This is a genomic window from Nitrosomonas sp. Is35, assembly GCF_033063295.1.
GTDB lineage: Bacteria > Pseudomonadota > Gammaproteobacteria > Burkholderiales > Nitrosomonadaceae > Nitrosomonas.
In genome coordinates, this window is record NZ_JAWJZH010000001.1 from 2,117,515 (window position 1) to 2,135,949 (window position 18,435).

Annotated in this window: 18 protein-coding genes and 1 pseudogene; 16 read left to right on the top strand and 3 right to left on the bottom strand. The window is 51.3% G+C overall.

All coding sequences use genetic code 11. The features are described 5' to 3' along the window. Window positions 1-62: 62 nt before the first annotated feature. From R2083_RS10010 to R2083_RS10085, 16 genes and pseudogenes are all read left to right on the top strand, one after another. A complete protein-coding gene (locus R2083_RS10010; RefSeq protein WP_317531149.1) occupies window positions 63-947 on the top strand; it encodes an HDOD domain-containing protein in 885 nt (294 codons plus the stop codon). A 95-nt stretch (window positions 948-1,042) separates the two neighbouring features. Continuing rightward, window positions 1,043-2,128 carry a histidinol-phosphate transaminase gene (hisC, locus tag R2083_RS10015; RefSeq protein WP_317531150.1) on the top strand — a complete coding sequence of 362 codons (1,086 nt, stop codon included), beginning with the start codon at window positions 1,043-1,045 and terminating at the stop codon, window positions 2,126-2,128. Window positions 2,129-2,171: 43 nt separating this feature from the next. Then, window positions 2,172-2,759, top strand: a complete 588-nt coding sequence (gene hisB, locus R2083_RS10020) for an imidazoleglycerol-phosphate dehydratase HisB (RefSeq protein WP_317531151.1) — start codon at window positions 2,172-2,174, stop codon at window positions 2,757-2,759. Between the two features lie 26 nt (window positions 2,760-2,785). Next, complete coding sequence (hisH, locus tag R2083_RS10025) at window positions 2,786-3,430, top strand: imidazole glycerol phosphate synthase subunit HisH (protein ID WP_317531152.1); 645 nt, start codon at window positions 2,786-2,788, stop codon at window positions 3,428-3,430. Between the two features lie 53 nt (window positions 3,431-3,483). Beyond that, on the top strand, window positions 3,484-4,239 hold the full coding sequence (hisA, locus tag R2083_RS10030; protein ID WP_317531153.1) for a 1-(5-phosphoribosyl)-5-[(5-phosphoribosylamino)methylideneamino]imidazole-4-carboxamide isomerase: 756 nt from the start codon (window positions 3,484-3,486) through the stop codon (window positions 4,237-4,239). Between the two features lie 71 nt (window positions 4,240-4,310). Beyond that, window positions 4,311-5,084, top strand: a complete 774-nt coding sequence (hisF, locus tag R2083_RS10035; protein ID WP_317538364.1) for an imidazole glycerol phosphate synthase subunit HisF — start codon at window positions 4,311-4,313, stop codon at window positions 5,082-5,084. A gap of 51 nt (window positions 5,085-5,135) precedes the next feature. Beyond that, window positions 5,136-5,528: a phosphoribosyl-AMP cyclohydrolase gene (gene hisI, locus R2083_RS10040; protein ID WP_317538365.1), complete on the top strand. Its 393-nt coding sequence runs from the start codon at window positions 5,136-5,138 to the stop codon at window positions 5,526-5,528. Continuing rightward, a complete protein-coding gene (locus tag R2083_RS10045) occupies window positions 5,525-5,851 on the top strand; it encodes a phosphoribosyl-ATP diphosphatase (RefSeq protein ID WP_132427852.1) in 327 nt (108 codons plus the stop codon). Before hisI ends, R2083_RS10045 begins: the two co-directional genes overlap by 4 nt. A 2-nt stretch (window positions 5,852-5,853) precedes the next feature. Continuing rightward, window positions 5,854-6,204, top strand: a complete 351-nt coding sequence (locus tag R2083_RS10050; protein WP_107804025.1) for a histidine triad nucleotide-binding protein — start codon at window positions 5,854-5,856, stop codon at window positions 6,202-6,204. Between the two features lie 32 nt (window positions 6,205-6,236). Next, window positions 6,237-6,407 (top strand): annotated as a pseudogene (gene tatA / locus R2083_RS15425) (Sec-independent protein translocase subunit TatA); the annotation flags it as partial. Window positions 6,408-6,641: 234 nt separating this feature from the next. After that, window positions 6,642-7,034, top strand: coding sequence for a Sec-independent protein translocase protein TatB (gene tatB, locus R2083_RS10060; protein ID WP_317538367.1), 393 nt, complete (start codon window positions 6,642-6,644; stop codon window positions 7,032-7,034). 68 nt (window positions 7,035-7,102) lie between these two features. After that, the gene (gene tatC, locus R2083_RS10065) at window positions 7,103-7,894 is read left to right on the top strand and encodes a twin-arginine translocase subunit TatC (protein ID WP_317531158.1); all 792 of its coding nucleotides are present in this window, start codon (window positions 7,103-7,105) and stop codon (window positions 7,892-7,894) included. A 114-nt stretch (window positions 7,895-8,008) separates the two neighbouring features. Continuing rightward, window positions 8,009-8,623, top strand: a complete 615-nt coding sequence (locus R2083_RS10070) for a hypothetical protein (protein ID WP_317538368.1) — start codon at window positions 8,009-8,011, stop codon at window positions 8,621-8,623. A 32-nt stretch (window positions 8,624-8,655) separates the two neighbouring features. Continuing rightward, a complete protein-coding gene (locus R2083_RS10075) occupies window positions 8,656-11,049 on the top strand; it encodes a heavy metal translocating P-type ATPase (protein WP_317538369.1) in 2,394 nt (797 codons plus the stop codon). A gap of 30 nt (window positions 11,050-11,079) precedes the next feature. Beyond that, window positions 11,080-11,289, top strand: coding sequence for a heavy-metal-associated domain-containing protein (locus R2083_RS10080; RefSeq protein WP_317531161.1), 210 nt, complete (start codon window positions 11,080-11,082; stop codon window positions 11,287-11,289). Between the two features lie 322 nt (window positions 11,290-11,611). Beyond that, window positions 11,612-13,384 carry a putative bifunctional diguanylate cyclase/phosphodiesterase gene (locus R2083_RS10085; protein WP_317538370.1) on the top strand — a complete coding sequence of 591 codons (1,773 nt, stop codon included), beginning with the start codon at window positions 11,612-11,614 and terminating at the stop codon, window positions 13,382-13,384. Window positions 13,385-14,102: 718 nt separating this feature from the next. Here R2083_RS10085 and R2083_RS10090 read toward each other — a convergent pair. Genes R2083_RS10090 through R2083_RS10100 form a run of 3 tightly spaced genes read right to left on the bottom strand, consistent with a single transcriptional unit; the run spans window position 14,103 to window position 18,405 of the window. Then, window positions 14,103-15,203 carry a carotenoid 1,2-hydratase gene (locus R2083_RS10090; RefSeq protein WP_317538371.1) on the bottom strand — a complete coding sequence of 367 codons (1,101 nt, stop codon included), beginning with the start codon at window positions 15,201-15,203 and terminating at the stop codon, window positions 14,103-14,105. After that, window positions 15,203-17,743, bottom strand: a complete 2,541-nt coding sequence (locus tag R2083_RS10095; protein ID WP_317538372.1) for an FtsX-like permease family protein — start codon at window positions 17,741-17,743, stop codon at window positions 15,203-15,205. Before R2083_RS10095 ends, R2083_RS10090 begins: the two co-directional genes overlap by 1 nt. After that, the gene (locus tag R2083_RS10100) at window positions 17,740-18,405 is read right to left on the bottom strand and encodes an ABC transporter ATP-binding protein (RefSeq protein ID WP_317538373.1); all 666 of its coding nucleotides are present in this window, start codon (window positions 18,403-18,405) and stop codon (window positions 17,740-17,742) included. Before R2083_RS10100 ends, R2083_RS10095 begins: the two co-directional genes overlap by 4 nt. Window positions 18,406-18,435: the final 30 nt, after the last annotated feature.

Below are 18,435 nucleotides of genomic sequence, written 5' to 3' on the forward strand. Positions count from 1 at the left end.
AAGCGCGCAATATGAATTGAGCAGTTAGTAATACTGCCAACTAAAATTTAGAGACCGAGTCAATGTTGATTATTAACAAACTGGAATTCAGCCAGAACTTCCGCAGTATCCTGCAGCAAGCCGGGCAAATTCCTCCGCTACCGGAGACTGCGCGTGAACTATTCAAGTTACGCAACAATCCGGAAGCCAATCTGGAGCAGCTGGCGGGAGTCATTGAGAAAGATCCCAGTCTGGCAGCTTTTATTATGAAATATGCCCGTATGTCCATTTTCGGCTACGGCAATCGGATCAATTCGGTTCATCATGCCGTATCGCTGGTACTCGGCTTTAACGCTGCACTTAATTTAGCCATGGGCATCGTCTCATCCGGTTGCCTCAAGCTACCGAATCACGGCGCACTCGGCCGTATCCGCATTTGGCATCAAACCTTGGAATGCGCCGCCTTATGCCGCGAACTTTGTCACATCATGACAGAAAAGCATCTCGTCAATTGCGAGCTGATTTATCTGAGCGGGTTATTTCACAATTTTGGATATTTATTGTTCGGACACCTGTATCCCAAAGAATTTGCTTATCTGAACGACTTGGTTACCCGCTACCCGGAACAGGAGGCCCGCACATTGCAGCAGCAAGTTTTCGGCATCACCCACGACACGATCGGCATGTATCTGATCAAAGCGTGGGATCTGCCGGAAGAAATAGCCGTTGCAGTTGCCGAGCAAAATTTTCCGGATTATTCGGGTAAACATGCCTCCTATGTCAAACTGCTCGCAATCGCTAACCGCCTGCGGCAGGATCAAACACAAGCTGACGGCTGCCCGTATATCGATACATTCTCACTGATGGAATGCCTGGGAATCGATGCCATACAAGCTAAAGCAGTACAAGAAAAAATACGCGGCTGTCAAAACGAGTTTCGTACCTTGGCGCAAGATTTGGCGGCATAACAAGACATCGCCACCCATCAATGCTGAATGCCGGTGAATAAATGCCCGGTGACAATTTGAACTATAAACCCTGTATTGAGTTAAAATAGGCGCCTATGCCTAATTTTTACAACCCAGAAGACATTATCCGTCCGGAAATTCTCGCGTTATCCGCTTATCATGTGCCTCCGGCAACTGGCATGATCAAGCTGGATGCGATGGAAAATCCCTATCCGCTACCGTCTGCGCTCCGCGATGAAATCGCTCAACTGACGCTGAATGCGCCTGTCAATCGTTATCCCGATGCCAGTGCCGCTCCGCTTAAAGCAACGTTACGTCAGGCTCTGGGCATTGCCGATGACATGGATATTCTGCTGGGCAACGGATCGGATGAAATCATTCAGATCATCGCCATGGCGGTCGCCAAACCTGGTGCTCTGCTGATGAGTGTGGAACCAGCATTTGTGATGTTCCGGATGATTGCCACGTTCGCGAATATTCAGTATGCCGGAGTACCACTACAGAAAGATTTCTCGCTGGATCTGGATGCCATGTTAGTGGCGATTGCTCAACATCGGCCGGCGGTGATTTTCCTGGCTTACCCGAATAACCCGACAGGCAATTTATTCGATCCCGCGGCGATTGAACGCATCCTGCAAGCCACTTCGGGCATTGTCGTCGTCGATGAGGCTTATCATGCTTTTGCGGACGCGAGTTTTATCGATAAACTTAGTCAATATCCGAATTTGCTGTTGATGCGAACATTATCTAAATCGGGGTTGGCCGGTTTGCGGCTTGGGCTTCTGATTGGCCGGCCGGAATGGCTGAAACAGCTAGAAAAGGTGCGTCTGCCTTATAATATTGGCATAATGACGCAATTGATCGCCGAAAAGGTATTGCATCACACTGCGGTATTATCCCAGCAAGCCGAAGCCATCAAATCGGAACGCACGAAAATGAACACATTTCTTGGTACAATGCGCGGCGTTGAAGTATATCCGTCCGATGCTAACTTTATTTTGTTTCGTGTCAATGCAGCCAGCCGGATTTTTCAGGCGCTCAAACAACATAATATACTGATCAAAAACCTGGACGGTACTCATCCTTTATTAGAGAATTGCTTGCGTGTGACAGTGGGTACCCCCGATGAAAATTCACAATTTTGCGCGGCATTACGCACCATTCTGAGTGAAACAGTTTAGAATCCTTTCAAATTTCCTTGCATTCATCCAAGATTAATCATCTATGCGCCGGGCACAAGTCATACGAAATACGTTGGAAACCCAGATCAGTGTCAATCTGAATTTGGACGGAACCGGTCAATCCACACTCGAAACCGGTGTGGCGTTTCTCGACCATATGCTCGATCAGATCGCGCGTCATGGCATGATCGATCTTGCCATTGCCGCGAAAGGCGACTTGCATATCGACGCCCATCATACCGTTGAAGATATCGGCATCACTTTGGGCCAAGCATTTGCCAAAGCGGTGGGCGATAAAAAAGGATTGCGCCGCTATGGGCATGCGTACGTGCCATTGGATGAAGCATTATCGCGTGTGGTCATCGATTTATCCGGCCGTCCGGGCTTGGTCTTCAATGTCGCTTTCACGCGCGCGCGTATCGGCGATTTTGATGTCGATCTGTTTCATGAATTCTTCCAGGGCCTTACGAATCATGCCTTGATGACGCTGCATATCGACAATTTATCCGGCAGAAATGCGCATCACCAGGCCGAAACCGTCTTTAAAGCATTCGGGCGTGCCTTGCGCATGGCGATCGAGCACGATCCCGCGGCAGCCGGAATTATTCCATCCACCAAAGGTACTTTGTAAGTCACTTTGCTTCTATACATCACGGTATGACTGATATCGCAATTGTTGATTATGGAATGGGAAATTTACGTTCCGTTCATAAAGCACTTGAACATGTGGCACCAACGGTTTCAACAACGGTCACCAGCGACCCTGACATCGTTCGCAAAGCCAGTCGGGTCGTGGTACCCGGGCAAGGCGCCATGCGTAACTGTATCGATGAGCTGGAAACTCGCGGATTGCGCGAGGCCGTCATTGAGGCCGCTAAGCACAAACCTTTTCTCGGCATCTGTCTGGGTTTGCAAATGCTGTTCGAGGAAAGCGAGGAAGGAAATGTCAAAGGCTTGAACATCCTGCCCGGAAAAGTCGTGCGTTTTCCGGCTTCAGCCATGACAACTGCGGATGGACAGAAGCTGAAAGTACCGCACATGGGCTGGAATCAAGTATATCAGGCGGTCAAACATCCTTTATGGGAAGGCATTGCGGCGGATGCGCGCTTTTATTTCGTGCACAGTTATTATGTCGCAACACCCGATACGGCATTGATCGCGGCGCAAAGCCATTATCCTTTCCCATTTACTTGCGCCGTTGCAAAAGATAACATTTTCGCGGTACAGTTCCATCCGGAAAAGAGTCAACTGGCAGGATTAACCCTGTTGAGTAACTTTGCCAAATGGACACCGCACTTCTAAAACCAAAAGTAGTAAACTGACTCTGTTAATCAACTATCAACTCTGATTAAGCTATGCTGATTATTCCTGCAATAGATCTTAAAGATGGACATTGTGTCCGGCTCAAACAAGGGGTTATGGAAGACGCTACGGTGTTTTCCGAGAACCCCGGCGAAATGGCGGCGCACTGGCTGAATCAAGGCGCGCGTAGACTTCATTTGGTCGACTTAAACGGTGCATTTGCCGGAAAACCGAGAAACGAAGCTGCGATCCGTGAAATTGTAGACGCTCTGGGTGACCAGATTCCGATTCAATTGGGCGGCGGCATTCGCGATCTCGACACAATTGAACGTTATCTCGATGATGGCATCACCTACATCATTATCGGTACCGCAGCCATTAAAATACCGGGATTCCTGCAGGATGCCTGCAATGCATTTCCAGGACAGATCATGGTCGGATTGGATGCCAAGGAAGGCAAAGTGGCGGTGGACGGTTGGTCCAAGATCACCGGACATGATGTCATCGATCTGGCGAAAAAATTTGAAAGCTATGGCGTAGAGGCGGTTATCTACACGGATATCGGCAGAGACGGCATGCTGAACGGCATCAACATCCATGCGACCGTTGAACTGGCCAGACAGCTCACCATACCGGTCATCGCCAGCGGTGGCATCACCAACATCAGCGATATCCACAAGCTTTGCGAAATCGAATCGGAAGGCATCATGGGCGCCATTACCGGGCGCGCTATTTATGAAGGTTCGCTGGATTTCAAGGAAGCGCAGGTACTGGCTGACAAACTCAGCAAAGATAACGGCATCTCTTGATACTGCCCCGCTGACAATCACTACCGCACACATTATCTCCTTCTCAATTTCACAACCGGCTTTTAAATCCGATGAGCCTCGCTAAACGTATCATTCCATGCCTGGACGTAACCAACGGGCGTGTAGTTAAAGGTGTAAACTTTGTTGAACTGCGCGACGCGGGCGATCCGGTGGAAATCTCGCGCCGCTACGATGAGCAAGGCGCGGACGAACTCACTTTTCTCGACATCACCGCCAGTTCGGATAACCGCGACCTGATTCTGCACATCATTGAAGCTGTAGCAACACAAGTATTCATACCGCTGACAGTTGGCGGCGGTGTGCGCCAGGTAGCGGATGTCCGCCGCCTGCTCAATGCCGGCGCCGACAAAGTCAGTATCAATACCTCGGCCGTTCTGAATCCGCAGCTGGTCGCCGACGCATCCGATCATTACGGTTCGCAATGTATTGTGGTTGCAATCGATGCCAAACAAGTCAATCCACCCGGCGCTACGCCGCGCTGGGAAGTTTTCACCCACGGCGGACGTAAAGCAACCGGTATCGATGCCATTGAGTGGGCCATCAAAATGCAGTCGTTCGGTGCCGGTGAAATTTTACTCACCAGCATGGATAGGGATGGCACACGAAATGGTTTTGATCTTGCCTTGACACGCGCGATATCGGATGCCATCGATATTCCGGTAATCGCCAGCGGCGGAGTTGGCAATCTCGATCATCTGGTCGACGGTATCTTGCAAGGGCATGCGGATGCGGTGTTGGCCGCCAGTATTTTTCACTATGGCGAATTTACCGTGCAGCAGGCCAAGCAGTATATGGCGGAGCATGGCATCGAAGTGCGATTATAATGTTAGAATCTCCGGTGAAATTTATAACTGAACGAAAGTACCGCTTACTGTATGCCTCCTGATACTTGGCTTAGCAAAATCAACTGGTCGGAAGACGGACTGATACCGGTCATCGCTCAAGAAGCGGATAGCGGAAAAATCCTCATGGTTGCCTGGATGAATCGCGAAGCACTCAAGCTAACAGTCGAAAAACGTGAAGCCGTATACTGGTCACGTTCGCGTAAGAAACTGTGGCACAAGGGCGAAGAATCCGGGCACACGCAAAAAGTAAAAGAAATTTATTTGGATTGCGACCAAGACGTATTGCTGCTCACGGTCGAGCAAACCGGCGGAATCGCCTGTCATACCGGGCGGCACAGCTGTTTCTTCCAGAAACTGGAAGGTACTGAATGGGTTACCGTAGCCCCCATTATCAAAGATCCGGACGAAATTTACACCCAATGACCGATACCACCATTCTTCGCCGCCTCGCGGAAACCATAGAAGCACGCAAATCAGCCGATGCAAACAGCTCATACGTCGCCAAACTGTTGCATGGCGGACAGGACAAGATACTCAAGAAAATCGCGGAAGAGTCTGCCGAAACCTTGATGGCGTCCAAAGATGGCAATACCGACCAGGTGATTTATGAAACCGCCGATTTATGGTTTCACTGCCTGATATTGCTCGCGCACCACGGACTGACGCCGGACGATGTGTTGCGAGAGCTGGAAAGACGCGAAGGCGTTTCCGGCATCGTAGAAAAAGCCTCTCGAAAACCGGATTAGCCATGGATAACTGTATATTCTGCAAAATCGCACGCAAAGAAATCCCATCCAATGCAGTTTACGAAGATGATGATATTCTCGCGTTTCACGATATCAATCCGGCCGCGCCGGTGCATTTCTTGCTGATCCCCAAGCTGCACATCGATTCACTCGCTGACGTGCAAGATAATCATCAGGATTTACTGGGGAAAATGCTATTATTAGCGCCTAAACTGGCGAAAGCGCAAGGCTGCGAAGATGGTTTCCGCACGATCATCAATACCGGGCGGGCAGGCGGACAAGAGGTATTTCATATCCATTTCCACATCATCGGCGGCCGGGAACGTCTGCCTGGGATGATTCACCACGGCTAGGCCAGCACTGTTCCATCTCACAGGAGAAAGTCATGGGTACATTTAGCATCTGGCATTGGATTATCGTGCTGGTCATTGTTGTACTGGTATTCGGCACAAAAAAACTGCGCAACCTCGGTAGCGATCTGGGCGGAGCGTTGAAGGGGTTCAAGGAAGGCATGAAGGAATCGGAAACCGATACAGCTTCAGCCCGCACAAATTCAGCCAATGATAATGTGATTGAAGTGACGGCAAGCAAGGAATCGGCCGCGAATACCTTCAAGGAAAATCATACGCAACCGTCTGCCAGCACAGCCAACGCAGCGCATAGCGCAGCAGCAGACGCCGAAATCAAGGAAAAAGCGCACCCCAGGACTTAGGAAGCTTTTTTTCGCAGGAGAATCCGGTCATGTTCACATCAATCGTCTCATCACTCTGAATCCGGTCTACGCAACAACATGTTTGATATCAGTTTTATGGAGTTGCTGGTTATCTCGATCGTAGCACTGATCGTAATCGGGCCTGAACGCCTGCCCGCCGTGGCGCGCACTGTAGGTCATCTGTATGGGCGCTGCCGCAACTTTGTTTATGCCATCCGAACCGATATCCATAACGAAATGCGCATGGAGGAGCTGAAAAAAATGCAGTCCTCGGTGCAAGAAACGGTGCAATCGATTGAAGACTCGGTACACGAAGGCGTTGATCGCTTGAAAACCACGATGACCGATGCAAAACCCGAAGACAGCCCGCCTTCCGGCTCGTTGCCGCCACAATCCGGTCAAGAACCGCAAGCAACGATCTCCGGTAACGATGAAACCGCACAGTATGGCTCCTGTCAGGAAAGAAAGTAGCCGTTGGGCGCGGACTACAAGGTGTTTATCGATGCCGATTCAATATAACCAGCGCTACCGCGATCACCATGCTTGAAGGCTCATTCCTGTCGCATTTAGTGGAATTGCGCGTCCGGATGATCCGCATCCTGGCTGTGCTCATGCTTGGATTCCTGCCCTGCGCTTTCTATGCGCGCGAACTGTATACCTTGCTGGCGCAACCGCTGCTGGAGAAACTGCCGCAAGGCGGACAAATGATCGCCACCGATGTCGCGACACCCTTCTTTGTGCCGATGCAGGTTGCGATGATGATGGCTTTTGTCATTACATTGCCGCACACGCTATATCAAATTTGGGCTTTCGTCGCACCCGGGCTTTATTCACATGAAAAACGCCTTGCCCTGCCGCTGGTCTTCGGCAGCAGCCTGCTGTTCTTTTGCGGCATGTCGTTCGCTTACTTTGCCGCATTGCCGCTGGTATTTGAATTCATTACCTATTTTGCACCGGAAGGTGTCGCGGTAATGACCGATATTAGCAAGTACTTAAGCTTTGTTTTATCAATGTTTATCGCTTTCGGGGTCACTTTTGAAGTACCGGTATTTGTCATCATATTGGTCAGAACAGGTGTCATCACCATCGAGAAACTCAAGGAAATACGCCCGTATGTGATTGTCGGCGCATTCATCATCGCCGCCATTTTCACCCCGCCCGATGTGGTTTCGCAGTTTATGCTGGCGGTACCTTTATGCCTTCTGTACGAACTCGGTATCTTCATCGCCGCATTGATGATCAAAAAACAGCAGCAAGAAGATGCAACAGATATAACACCTGCCAAGCAGGATGCTTCAGCACAAAAAGATATACCAGAAAAAACCGACTGACCGGATCTGCACGAGGAATCGATCAGACCCGGCGGAAATCGCTATAATGAAACCAACGCCATTCCTCCCGATCTAAAAAATTCGTTACAGCAATTGACTGCAAGGAGATTCGCGATGTTGAGTAGCCGTTCCGTCTTGAATACCGTAAAACGGCTGATAGGATCAGCCATCCTTTTCAGTGTCTGTGTTCCGGCTGTAGTACTCGCACAATCAACCGCCGCGGAGCAAAATGATCCACAGCAATCCCAGCGCTTGACCACCCAGCCGCCACCGGAAAGCCCCCCTGACGTCAACCGGCCACCCAGAACCATTCATCGTATTGGCACCGCCATTGGCGCACCCCGCAACAGCGTCAGTATCAAAAGCACAGACGCCGGCACCATACCCCGGCAACCCGCGGCATCAGGTTGCATCAATTGCGGTGTCATCAATTTCGTCAATAGAATCGGACAAGGCCCTGGTTTGAATGCCATTGCAGGTGGCGTCGTCGCCGGAACTGTCGCGCGGGAGATCATCCGCCAGAATCCGTATCCGCATGACACGAGCTATCCCGGCACCGTGGATGGCGCTCATGCGAGAAGCACAGCGCAACCGCACGATCAATATCAGGTCGGCATCACCATGAACGATGGCCAGCAAGCCATCATTGCGCTTCCGGATGCGGCCAATTTCCATCAAGGCGATAGAATCCGGTTGGTGGACGGCGTGCTGGTGCCTGATCGCCCATAACAACCACTCCCCGGTATTATTGGATCCTATTTGTGAACTCTCCGCCCCTCAAACACATTGAACTACCCATCGAAGGCATGACCTGTGCCGCCTGTGCCGCGCGCATCGAGAAGAATCTGAACAAATTGCCGGGTGTCGAAGCGGCCGTCAATTTCGCCAACGAAAAAGCTCAGGTGAACTATGACGAGAATCAGGCAAATGCGGATGTGTTGATTAAGGCCATCGAGAAAGCCGGTTTTCACATTGCACCGCGCACGGTACAACTACAACTGCACAAAATGACCTGCGCCGCCTGTGCCGGACACATCGAAAAAGCCTTGAATCAATTGCCCGGTGTCACCGCCACAGTCAATGTAGCCACTGAAACAGCCAGGGTCAGTTTCATGCCGGGCATGATGACTGCCGATCGTTTGATCGAAGCGGTCGTCAATGCGGGATATGACGCCACTGAAATCAGCGAATCCAGTCATGCCGAGGAAAAAGCGCGGCGGCTTGCCGCCTACCAGGCCGAATTGCGGTTATTCTGGATTTCAGCGGCCCTTACCTTACCGCTGGTGCTGCAAATGGGCGCCATGTTCACCGGTCACGACATGGACATGCTGCCGCGCTGGCTGCAATGGCTCTTGGCCACACCGGTGCAATTCTGGATCGGCCGCCGCTTCTATACCGGCGCGTGGCATTCTCTGCGAGGCGGTGGCGCCAATATGGATGTACTGGTGGCCTTGGGCACCAGTATGGCGTATTTCTTCAGCGCTGCGGTCACCGCCTTTGCATTGGATCAGCATGTTTATTTTGAAGCCAGCGCCGCCATCATCACCCTCGTGTTGCTCGGCAAATTGATGGAAGCACGCGCCAAAGGAAAAACTTCCGCGGCGATCGAAGCTTTGATCAGACTGCAACCCAAAACAGCCCGCATCGAACGCAATGGCGAGATTCTCGAAGTACTGGCCAGCAGCCTGCAAGTCAACGATATTTTTATCGTGCGCCCGGGTGAAAATTTGCCGGTCGATGGTGTCGTCGTTGAAGGCTCATCCAACGTCAACGAATCCATGCTGACCGGTGAAAGCTTCCCCGTCAGCAAGCAAGCCGGTGCAAAAGTGTTTGCTGCCACGCTGAATCAACAAGGTTTGCTCAAATGCCGCGCCACCAGCGTGGGTGCGCATACGCAGCTGGCCGCGATTATCCATCTGGTCGAGGAAGCGCAAGGTTCGAAAGCGCCCATTCAACGCATGGCGGATACAATTTCGGGAATTTTCGTTCCGGTCGTCGTGATCATCAGCGTCCTGACGCTGGGGATCACCTGGTGGCTCACGCACGAATTTGTTACCGCACTGATCAACGCCGTTGCCGTACTGGTCATCGCTTGTCCGTGCGCATTGGGACTCGCCACGCCGACCGCCATCATGGTCGGCACCGGACGCGGCGCGCAGGCCGGGGTGCTGGTGAAAAATGCAGCCGCCTTGGAACACGCCGAAAAAATTCAAACGCTGATTGTTGACAAAACCGGCACATTGACGGAAGGTCAACCGGAGGTCACCGATATTGTTCCGGCTGGATCATTGCATGCGCAAGACTTGCTGCTCATTGCGGCTTCCCTGGAACAAGGATCCGAACACCCGCTGGCGCGGGCGGTTCTGGATCGCGCGCAGAAACAACAGCTATCGCTGCACGCCATTGAAGATTTTTCGGCCATTGCCGGCAGCGGTATCACTGCTCGCATGAATGGCATCCAGTACCTGCTCGGTTCGCCCAAATTTTTGACACAGCACGGTGTCGCTGTGGATGAGCAACAAATTACGGCGTTGCAAGCGGAAGGAAAAACCGCTATCGGTGTGGCATCCACAGCTGGCGATATATCTCAGCTGCTCGGCTATCTAGCCATTGCGGATCGCCTGCGGGATACATCCATTAAAGCAATCAAACAACTGCAATCGATGGGTATTGAAGTGATCATGCTGACCGGCGATAACGCCGTGACCGCTGCGGCTATTGCCAAACGTACCGGCATTACGCAATACCGTGCCGAAGTTTTGCCGCAGGATAAAGCGGCTGAAGTGTTAACAATGAAAAACAGCGGACAGTTTACCGCGATGGTGGGTGACGGTATCAACGATGCACCCGCCCTGGCTGCTGCGGATGTCAGTTTCGCCATCGGCGCCGGTTCCGATGTCGCGATTCAAGCGGCCGATATCACTCTAATACGCAATGATCTGATGAGCGTCGCCGATGCCATTTCCTTATCGCGCGCCACGCTCAAGAAAATCCGCCAGAATTTGTTCTTTGCTTTTGTCTACAATATCCTGGGCATCCCGTTGGCGGCAATGGGCATGCTCAATCCGGTCATCGCCGGCGCCGCCATGGCCATGAGCTCGGTATCCGTTGTCAGTAATTCATTGTTATTAAAACGCTGGCAAGCCAATCATTAAAAATAAAATCATTGTTAGGGAGTCGTCGTAATGCAAACCGCCACTATTAAAATAAAAGGCATGACCTGTATGGGCTGTGTCAATAGCATCAAAAATGTCCTCAAGAATGTGCCGGGAATCGCTCAATTGGAAGTTACGCTTGATCCGGCGCAAGCCATCGTTCAATTCAATCCCGAAAACACCAGCCTGAATCAACTCAAAGAAACGATCATTGATGCCGGATTTGACGTCGTGGATTAAAAATAATCAATCAGCATCCTGTTGTGAATTATCAGAGATCTTTCATAAGTATTAGAGTTATAGTAAAATTCTTACTACTGTTATAGTAAAATTCTTACCACTGTTGTAGGGCATTTCCTCTATTTCATATTCTAAATACTTATTGCGTTATCCCAATAACTATAACAAAACGGGATTTTATGAAAGTAGTTATCGAACCGATACGGTTTGATTCAATGGCTCCCGCTATAAACGGAACGGCGAGTATTGATGGCCCCGCTATCGTACCGGTCCTAGGCCTATTGAACGCAAACAATACGTCCAGCTACATTGAGAATTCTGGATGTATCCCGCAAATAACGCCGGAACATTCCCGCTATCCCATCCAGTCACGGCGAATACGGCCATGACACACAAACAAGTCATCAATGATGCAGCACAAAAGATTCTGTCTTTCGTCGATCTGATTATTATTGTCACTGACGAAGAAGGCATCATTCTCGAAGCTAATCACAGTGCTTGCGAATTATTTTGCTATACCGCGGAAGAATTAACCGGCATGCCGGTACATCTCCTGTTGCCGCCGCGTTACCGCGAACGGCATGTTGATGCACTGAGACAATTTGTCCTCGGCAGCGAAACACAGCGCCGCATGGGTCAACGCGATTCAGTCATCGGCTATCGCAAGGATGGCACGCTGATTGAGCTCGATGCGGGAATCGCCAAATTCCATAGCGGCGGCCAATGGATATTGGTGGTCAGCATGACCGATATCACACAGCGTAAGCACCAAGTGCAGGAATTAATCCGGCAGTCGACACACGACGCATTGACCGGTTTACCCAACCGCAAATTGATTCATGAACGGCTGAATAACGCACTGCAGCGTTCCCTGCGAAAAAAACTGAATGTCGCGTTACTGTTTATTGATCTGGATGGTTTCAAGCTGATTAATGATACCTACGGTCACATAACCGGCGACGAGGTATTAAAAATAATCGCTGATCGTCTGCTGATTCAAATCCGCCCTGACGATACCGTGGGCAGACTATCCGGCGATGAGTTCATCGTATTATGCGAGCAAGTTGAAAAACCGGAGTTAATTGCAAATTTAGCAACGCGCATTAATGATGCTTTGAAGGAAAACATCACCTGCCAGGATATGAGTCTATCGGTAACGGCAAGTATCGGCATTATTATCGGTCATGGCCAGCAGTACTCAGCGGACGAAATGATGCGCTCGGCAGACACGGCCATGTACGAGATGAAACAAAAAGGCAGGGGTGGATGGCAATTCTTTAATGATCAGCTACAGAAACAAGCGCATCAGAAAAATTCAATCGGCCAAGGATTGCGGCGAGCACTAGAACACAACGAGCTTACGGCAGTTTATCAGCCGATCATTACACCAGATACCGAGCAAATCGTCGGCGCAGAATTACTGCTGCGCTGGAATTTGAATGGAAAATCCATATCGCCGGAAATCTTCATTCCGGTTGCGGAAATGACCGGAATGGTTTTTTCCATCGGTGACTGGGTTTTTCGAGAAGGTTGCAAAGCGCAGGCGGATTGGCAACGGCGTTGGGGGGATCAAGCACCCTACGTATCCATCAATTTATCAGCCCGGCAGCTCAACCATAAGCAATTACTCAATAATTTTTCGGCAATCCTGCAAGAAACAGGCGCCAATCCGGCTAAGATTGTGGTTGAGTTAACAGAGGCTGCGCTAATGCCGGATGTTGAATCGAATCTAGCAGTCTTTCATCGGCTGGCAGATCTCGGTTTACAAATTGCCATTGATGAATTTGGCACCGGCTATTCTTCGTTAGCGCAATTGATTCAGCTACCCATCAACTTATTAAAAATCAGCAAGTCGTTCGTTGACGATTTGGAAAGCCAGCATGAAAAACAAGTGCTGATTCGCACAGTTATCGGATTGGGGCATTCTTTAGGATTAAAACTGATTGTGGAGGGTGTTGAAACCGAAGCTCAACTAGCGGAGCTGAAACAGTATGGCTGCGATTTTATACAGGGTTATTTCTTTTATCTACCCATGCATGAGCAGGATTTCATTCGAGCAATGAACCATCAAGCTTCCAAAGGGGTAAAGATCTGACAGTATGAATTCAGACTGAGGAAGTCTATATAATCAATCGCTGGTGCGGGGTAGCAATCTTACACAGATCGCTACAACACATACTCATCTCATTGCCTAAAATAAATAATACCCATCTACCGGATTCTCCGTCAGATGGGTATTTTTTTGGGAATACTTGACTGACTCTGTCCTATCTATCACTTACTGTGATGGAATAAGTTTTTTAGTAAAACTTAAACCTCAAAAGGACATTAGTGAGTATTTCAGCCTAGAATACGCCGTAAATGATTGCCCCGATAACGAGGAAAACAGCTGTTGAAATGAAGAATAATCTTAAAACTTGCGCATCTGTTTCTCTTCTGTTGATTTCGGCCATAACAATCTCCTTTGATTAAGAATTAAAACCGATCAGTGACCGGTCCCTCCGTATACGATTACAAAACTTTATAACCGTTTCACTTTATCTCTGTTCCTTAGATTCACTGTGACAGCAATCCTTTCTTTATAGAACCGAGTACATTATTCGCAATCATCTTGCACCATTAAGATCACTGCGTGGGCAAATTCTAACTCACATTTAACAACATTGAAAGTATTGAAATTGAGTATGCCCTATTTTTACTATAAAAATCCATGCAATCCGGCAAAATATCCCGCGCGCTATCGGCTGATTCGCCTTGTGTTTTCAGGCTATTTTCATTCCTCGAGTCAATATTCTCCGGGATAAAAATCATTTTCATAATGCTAAAGGTTTCACGTAACCGGTTAACTCAAGATAACCCTTTCCGGCGGGCTGATTGTCCTTAGTCAGCGTCACCGCGCCCTCCCAGTAAACCGAACCAGTGGATTGACGCGAATCCAGCTCCTGGTCATCCAGCAAAGGCGTAAGCCGCCACTCAATCTCAGCGGTACGGATATGCATCGCAACCGGATAAACCGCCTCCGTATGCGGCGATTGCCAAGTGCGGATCGGGGTGAATTCCACTTCTTCCGGCTCAAACAATCTCATCCTACCGGATGCGTCGCGCAATGCCGCATACGCCCATACTTTACCCCCGCCTTTGCGGCGTATTTGAAAAGCCATCAACGCTGAACCATCGTCCAGATTAGCACCCGTCCAATCCCAGCCATCCGCTTCGGGATCCAGATAAGCGGTTGACCACTCATGATCCAGCCAGGCACGGCCACTCACCGTAACCGGCTTGTTATCCCGGAAGACCGTGCCGGTCACGCTTAAATGCGGTTCGCTGTAATAATAGCTCGCCTGTTCCGGTTTCGGACCCTTGCGCGAAAAACCGTTTTGATCTTGCAGCATCGCCATTTGTGTTGGGGTCAGTGCTAAGCGCAAACCGATATCGCTGCCTTGCATTTCCACCTGATAATGCCCATCTTCCTCGCGTACCAGCGTCCAATCATCCAGTCTCACATCGGTATTACCTTCTTTGGCATAAGCCAGATTGAAACCTTCCCGCAACGACTTTTCTTCGTGCATCAGCTTACCTGCGGCGGGATCGGATAACGCCAAGTGCGCGATGATCAGATACTTCGCCGCGAACTGGCTGGGATTATCGTGATTCTGATCGGTTGCATAACGGAAAAAAGTAACCTGGAACCCCAATGGCTTCTTATCTTCAGTCTCCAGCCAGCCAGTGATGTACCACCATTCGATGCGAAAATCCTGGTGCGCGCCGTAATCCTGCGGAAAAATAAGTTTATAACCGGGTGTGACCGGCTTTAACCGGTCCGATTCAGCCAGCGCCCCTGTTCCCAGTAAAGCGAGAAACAGCAGCACCAAGGCGATCACAGCGCTTGCACCGCTCCAGTTGTTTTGCTTCATTACCAATCCTCCCGCACCGCACGTATCACTTCACCGGAAACCGCCCGCCGCCCGGCCAGCAATGCCGTCAATGCCGCTGCAACCAGCATGATCAGCGCAATCAGCGCAAGCCAATTCCATGGCAGATGCAGCTGCATGGTCCAATGGAACGATTGCGGATTGACGATAAAAACCAGAATCAGGCTGATGCTCCACCCCAATAGAAAACCCAGCACCATGCCAAGCGCGGTCAATAAACTGCCTTCCGCCGCCAACATCACCAGAATCTGCCGGCGCATCACGCCGATATGCCGCAGCATGCCGAATTCCTTGACACGCGCCAATGTCTGTGCGGAAAAACTCGCCGCCACGCCAAGCAAACCGATCACCACCGCGACCAGTTCCAGCAAATACGTCACCGCAAAACTGCGGTCAAAAATTTCCAGGCTTAACGCGCGCATATCGCTCGATCTCGATATCTCCAGCGCGGCACCGAACGGCAATTGACGCAATCCGGCAGTAGCCGCATCCGGGCTTGCCCCCGGTTGCAGCCATAGGGCCACGGTATTGACACCTAAATCGCCGGTTATAGCTTGATAATCCGCCAATTGCATCTGAATTGCGCCAAATTGACGGCCATAGTCGCGCCATACTCCGGCAACCAAAAATTCGCTGGACTTTGCACCAATCGGCAATGTGACTTTCTCCCCTACCCGGTAACCGTATAGGTCGACCATCGCCTCGGACACCCAGACCGGCATGACATTTTCCGGCAACGCTTCCGAAGCGATCATATCGTCCGTCAACGGCAATGTATTACGCGCATCCGCTTTATCGACAGGACGGGCGAACAGCGTGATTTCCGGCCGGTTGACATCGAGCGTCAATTGCTGGGTACGGAAAAAATCCACCCGGTCGAAACCGGGCAACCCGGCAATCGCCTTCTGCGCATCCGTTTGCAGATCGCCGCTGGCTGCGGCACGCACATATAAATCGGCCGGTAGCACGCGCCCCAGCCAATTATCGATTGAGATACGGAAACTCGTCACCATGATCGCCATCGCGACCATCAGGCTGAAACTGGCCAGGATACCGCCTAGCGCGATGGCCGCCTGATTCGGCGCATTCGCCAGACGCGCCAATGCCAGCGTAGACACAGCGCCGCTGCGATGACGCTGCCATTTGGTCAGCACTGCTGAAAAGAACCCTGCAGTCAAACGCGGCATTAATGCAATGCCGCCGATCAGCAGCAATACAATGGCCAGATAACCGAAAACAGGCAGCTCGAAAACCGGTGGCAATTGCGTAAACAATGTCGCAACCGACAAACAAATCAGCGCAAACCACGGCGGGGATAATTTCGCCATTGCCGTATCTTCACTGCCGGAGCGCAATGCCAATGCCGGTTTGGCCCGTGCCGCTTCCAATGCCGGGATGATGCTCCCCAGCATCGTCACGCCCAAGCCCACTGCAAAAAATATCCCGGCATCCCAGGTATCGAAATGAATGCCCGGTTTGACACCCGGAAAGAAATCAGTGCCCAAATCGCCGCCCAGCAAACGGATCGCCAGCACCGCAACCGCATAACCCAGCGCCAATCCCAGCAACGAACCGCTCACCCCCAGAATCCCGCCTTCGGTCATGATCTGCCGCAGCAATTGCTGCCGTGTAAAACCCAGCACGCGCAGCAACGCGAATTGCTGACGACGCCGGATGACCGACAATGCTTGTGTGGAAAAAACCAGGAAGGTGCCGGTAAACAGCGCCACCAGCGCCAGCATGTTCAAATTAATGCGGTAGGCGCGCGACATATTGGCAATCCGCTTTTCCTGATCGGCCGCTTCGGTCACCCAATACGCTTCGCCCAATTCTTCAGCCAGTTTGGCTTTAAACGCCGCGTGATTGACACCATCGCGCAGTTTCAGTTCGATGCGCGACAACACGCCAAGCTGCTGAAAGCGCCACTGCGCCGCGCCGATATCCATCACCGCAATACGCTGCCCCGCTCTGGCGCGCACCAAACCGCCCGCCACACGCAACGTAACGGCTTGCAATCCGGCATTCAATTGCAGCGCATCGCCTTGTTCAACCTGTAACCATTCCATTGCCGCAGGTGAAAGAAAAATCGCATCGTCCGCCAACCGGTCCAGCGTTTTCCCTTCTTCAACCAATCCGAGCAGATCGGGTGAAATCCGCATCGCCCGGAACATGTCGATGCCGATGATTTTCAGTTTGTGATCGTTTCTGTTTTGCTGCTTACCGGGTATCGCCACATCGAATTCCAACACCGGATTCGCCACTGCGACACCGTCATGCCGCGCCAGCACAGGGTATAGCGCTTCGTCAAAGAACGCTTTGCGCCCGCGCACCTGTAGATCCGATTGCCCGGACAAACTTTTGCTGGCCGCGGAAAATTCATTGAACGCCGCGGTATTGATCAGATGAATGGAAAACGCCATGGCCACGCCGATCGCGATGGCGATCAGCGCCACGATCATTTGCACCCAATGCGCGCGCCACTCACCGAGCAATAGCCAGCGCGATAACGTCGCCGTGTTCATATGCGCTCGCCGGGTTTGGCCGGATGCAAACCGTCCTTGGTCAAATTCAGCACCCGGTCCGCTGTCGCTGCGGCGGCATGCGAGTGCGTCACGAGAATGCCGGTAGCGCCATTGGCTTTGATTTCGGTGCGCATCAATTGGAGAATTTCATGCGCCGTATCGGGATCGAGGTTGCCGGTCGGTTCGTCCGCCAGCACCAATTGGGGCCGATGCACCAGCGCCCGTGCAATCGCCACGCGTTGCAGTTCGCCGCCGGACAACTGGCGCGGAAAATGATGCCCGCGATCGTGCAATCCCACATCCGCCAGCATCTGTGCCACGCGCTCCGTTGCCGCACCGTTCAACAATAGCGGCAAGGCAACATTCTGCGACACGGTGAGGTGCGGCAGCACATGAAACGCCTGAAAAATAAAACCGAACTGCTCGCGCCGCAATCGCGTCGCCGCATCGTCGTCCAGCGATGAAATCGCCACGCCGTTAATACGGATCTCGCCCGAATCCGGCGTATCCAACCCGGCGACCAGATTCAGCAAGGTCGACTTACCCACGCCCGACTCGCCCATGATCGCGACATACTCGCCCGCTTCCAGCGTATAGCTTAAACCGGTCAGCACTTTCCGTCCCTCGGCATACGCTTTGTTGACATTCATTAACTCAAGCATTCGCACCGCCACCGCACAAAATTTTCATCT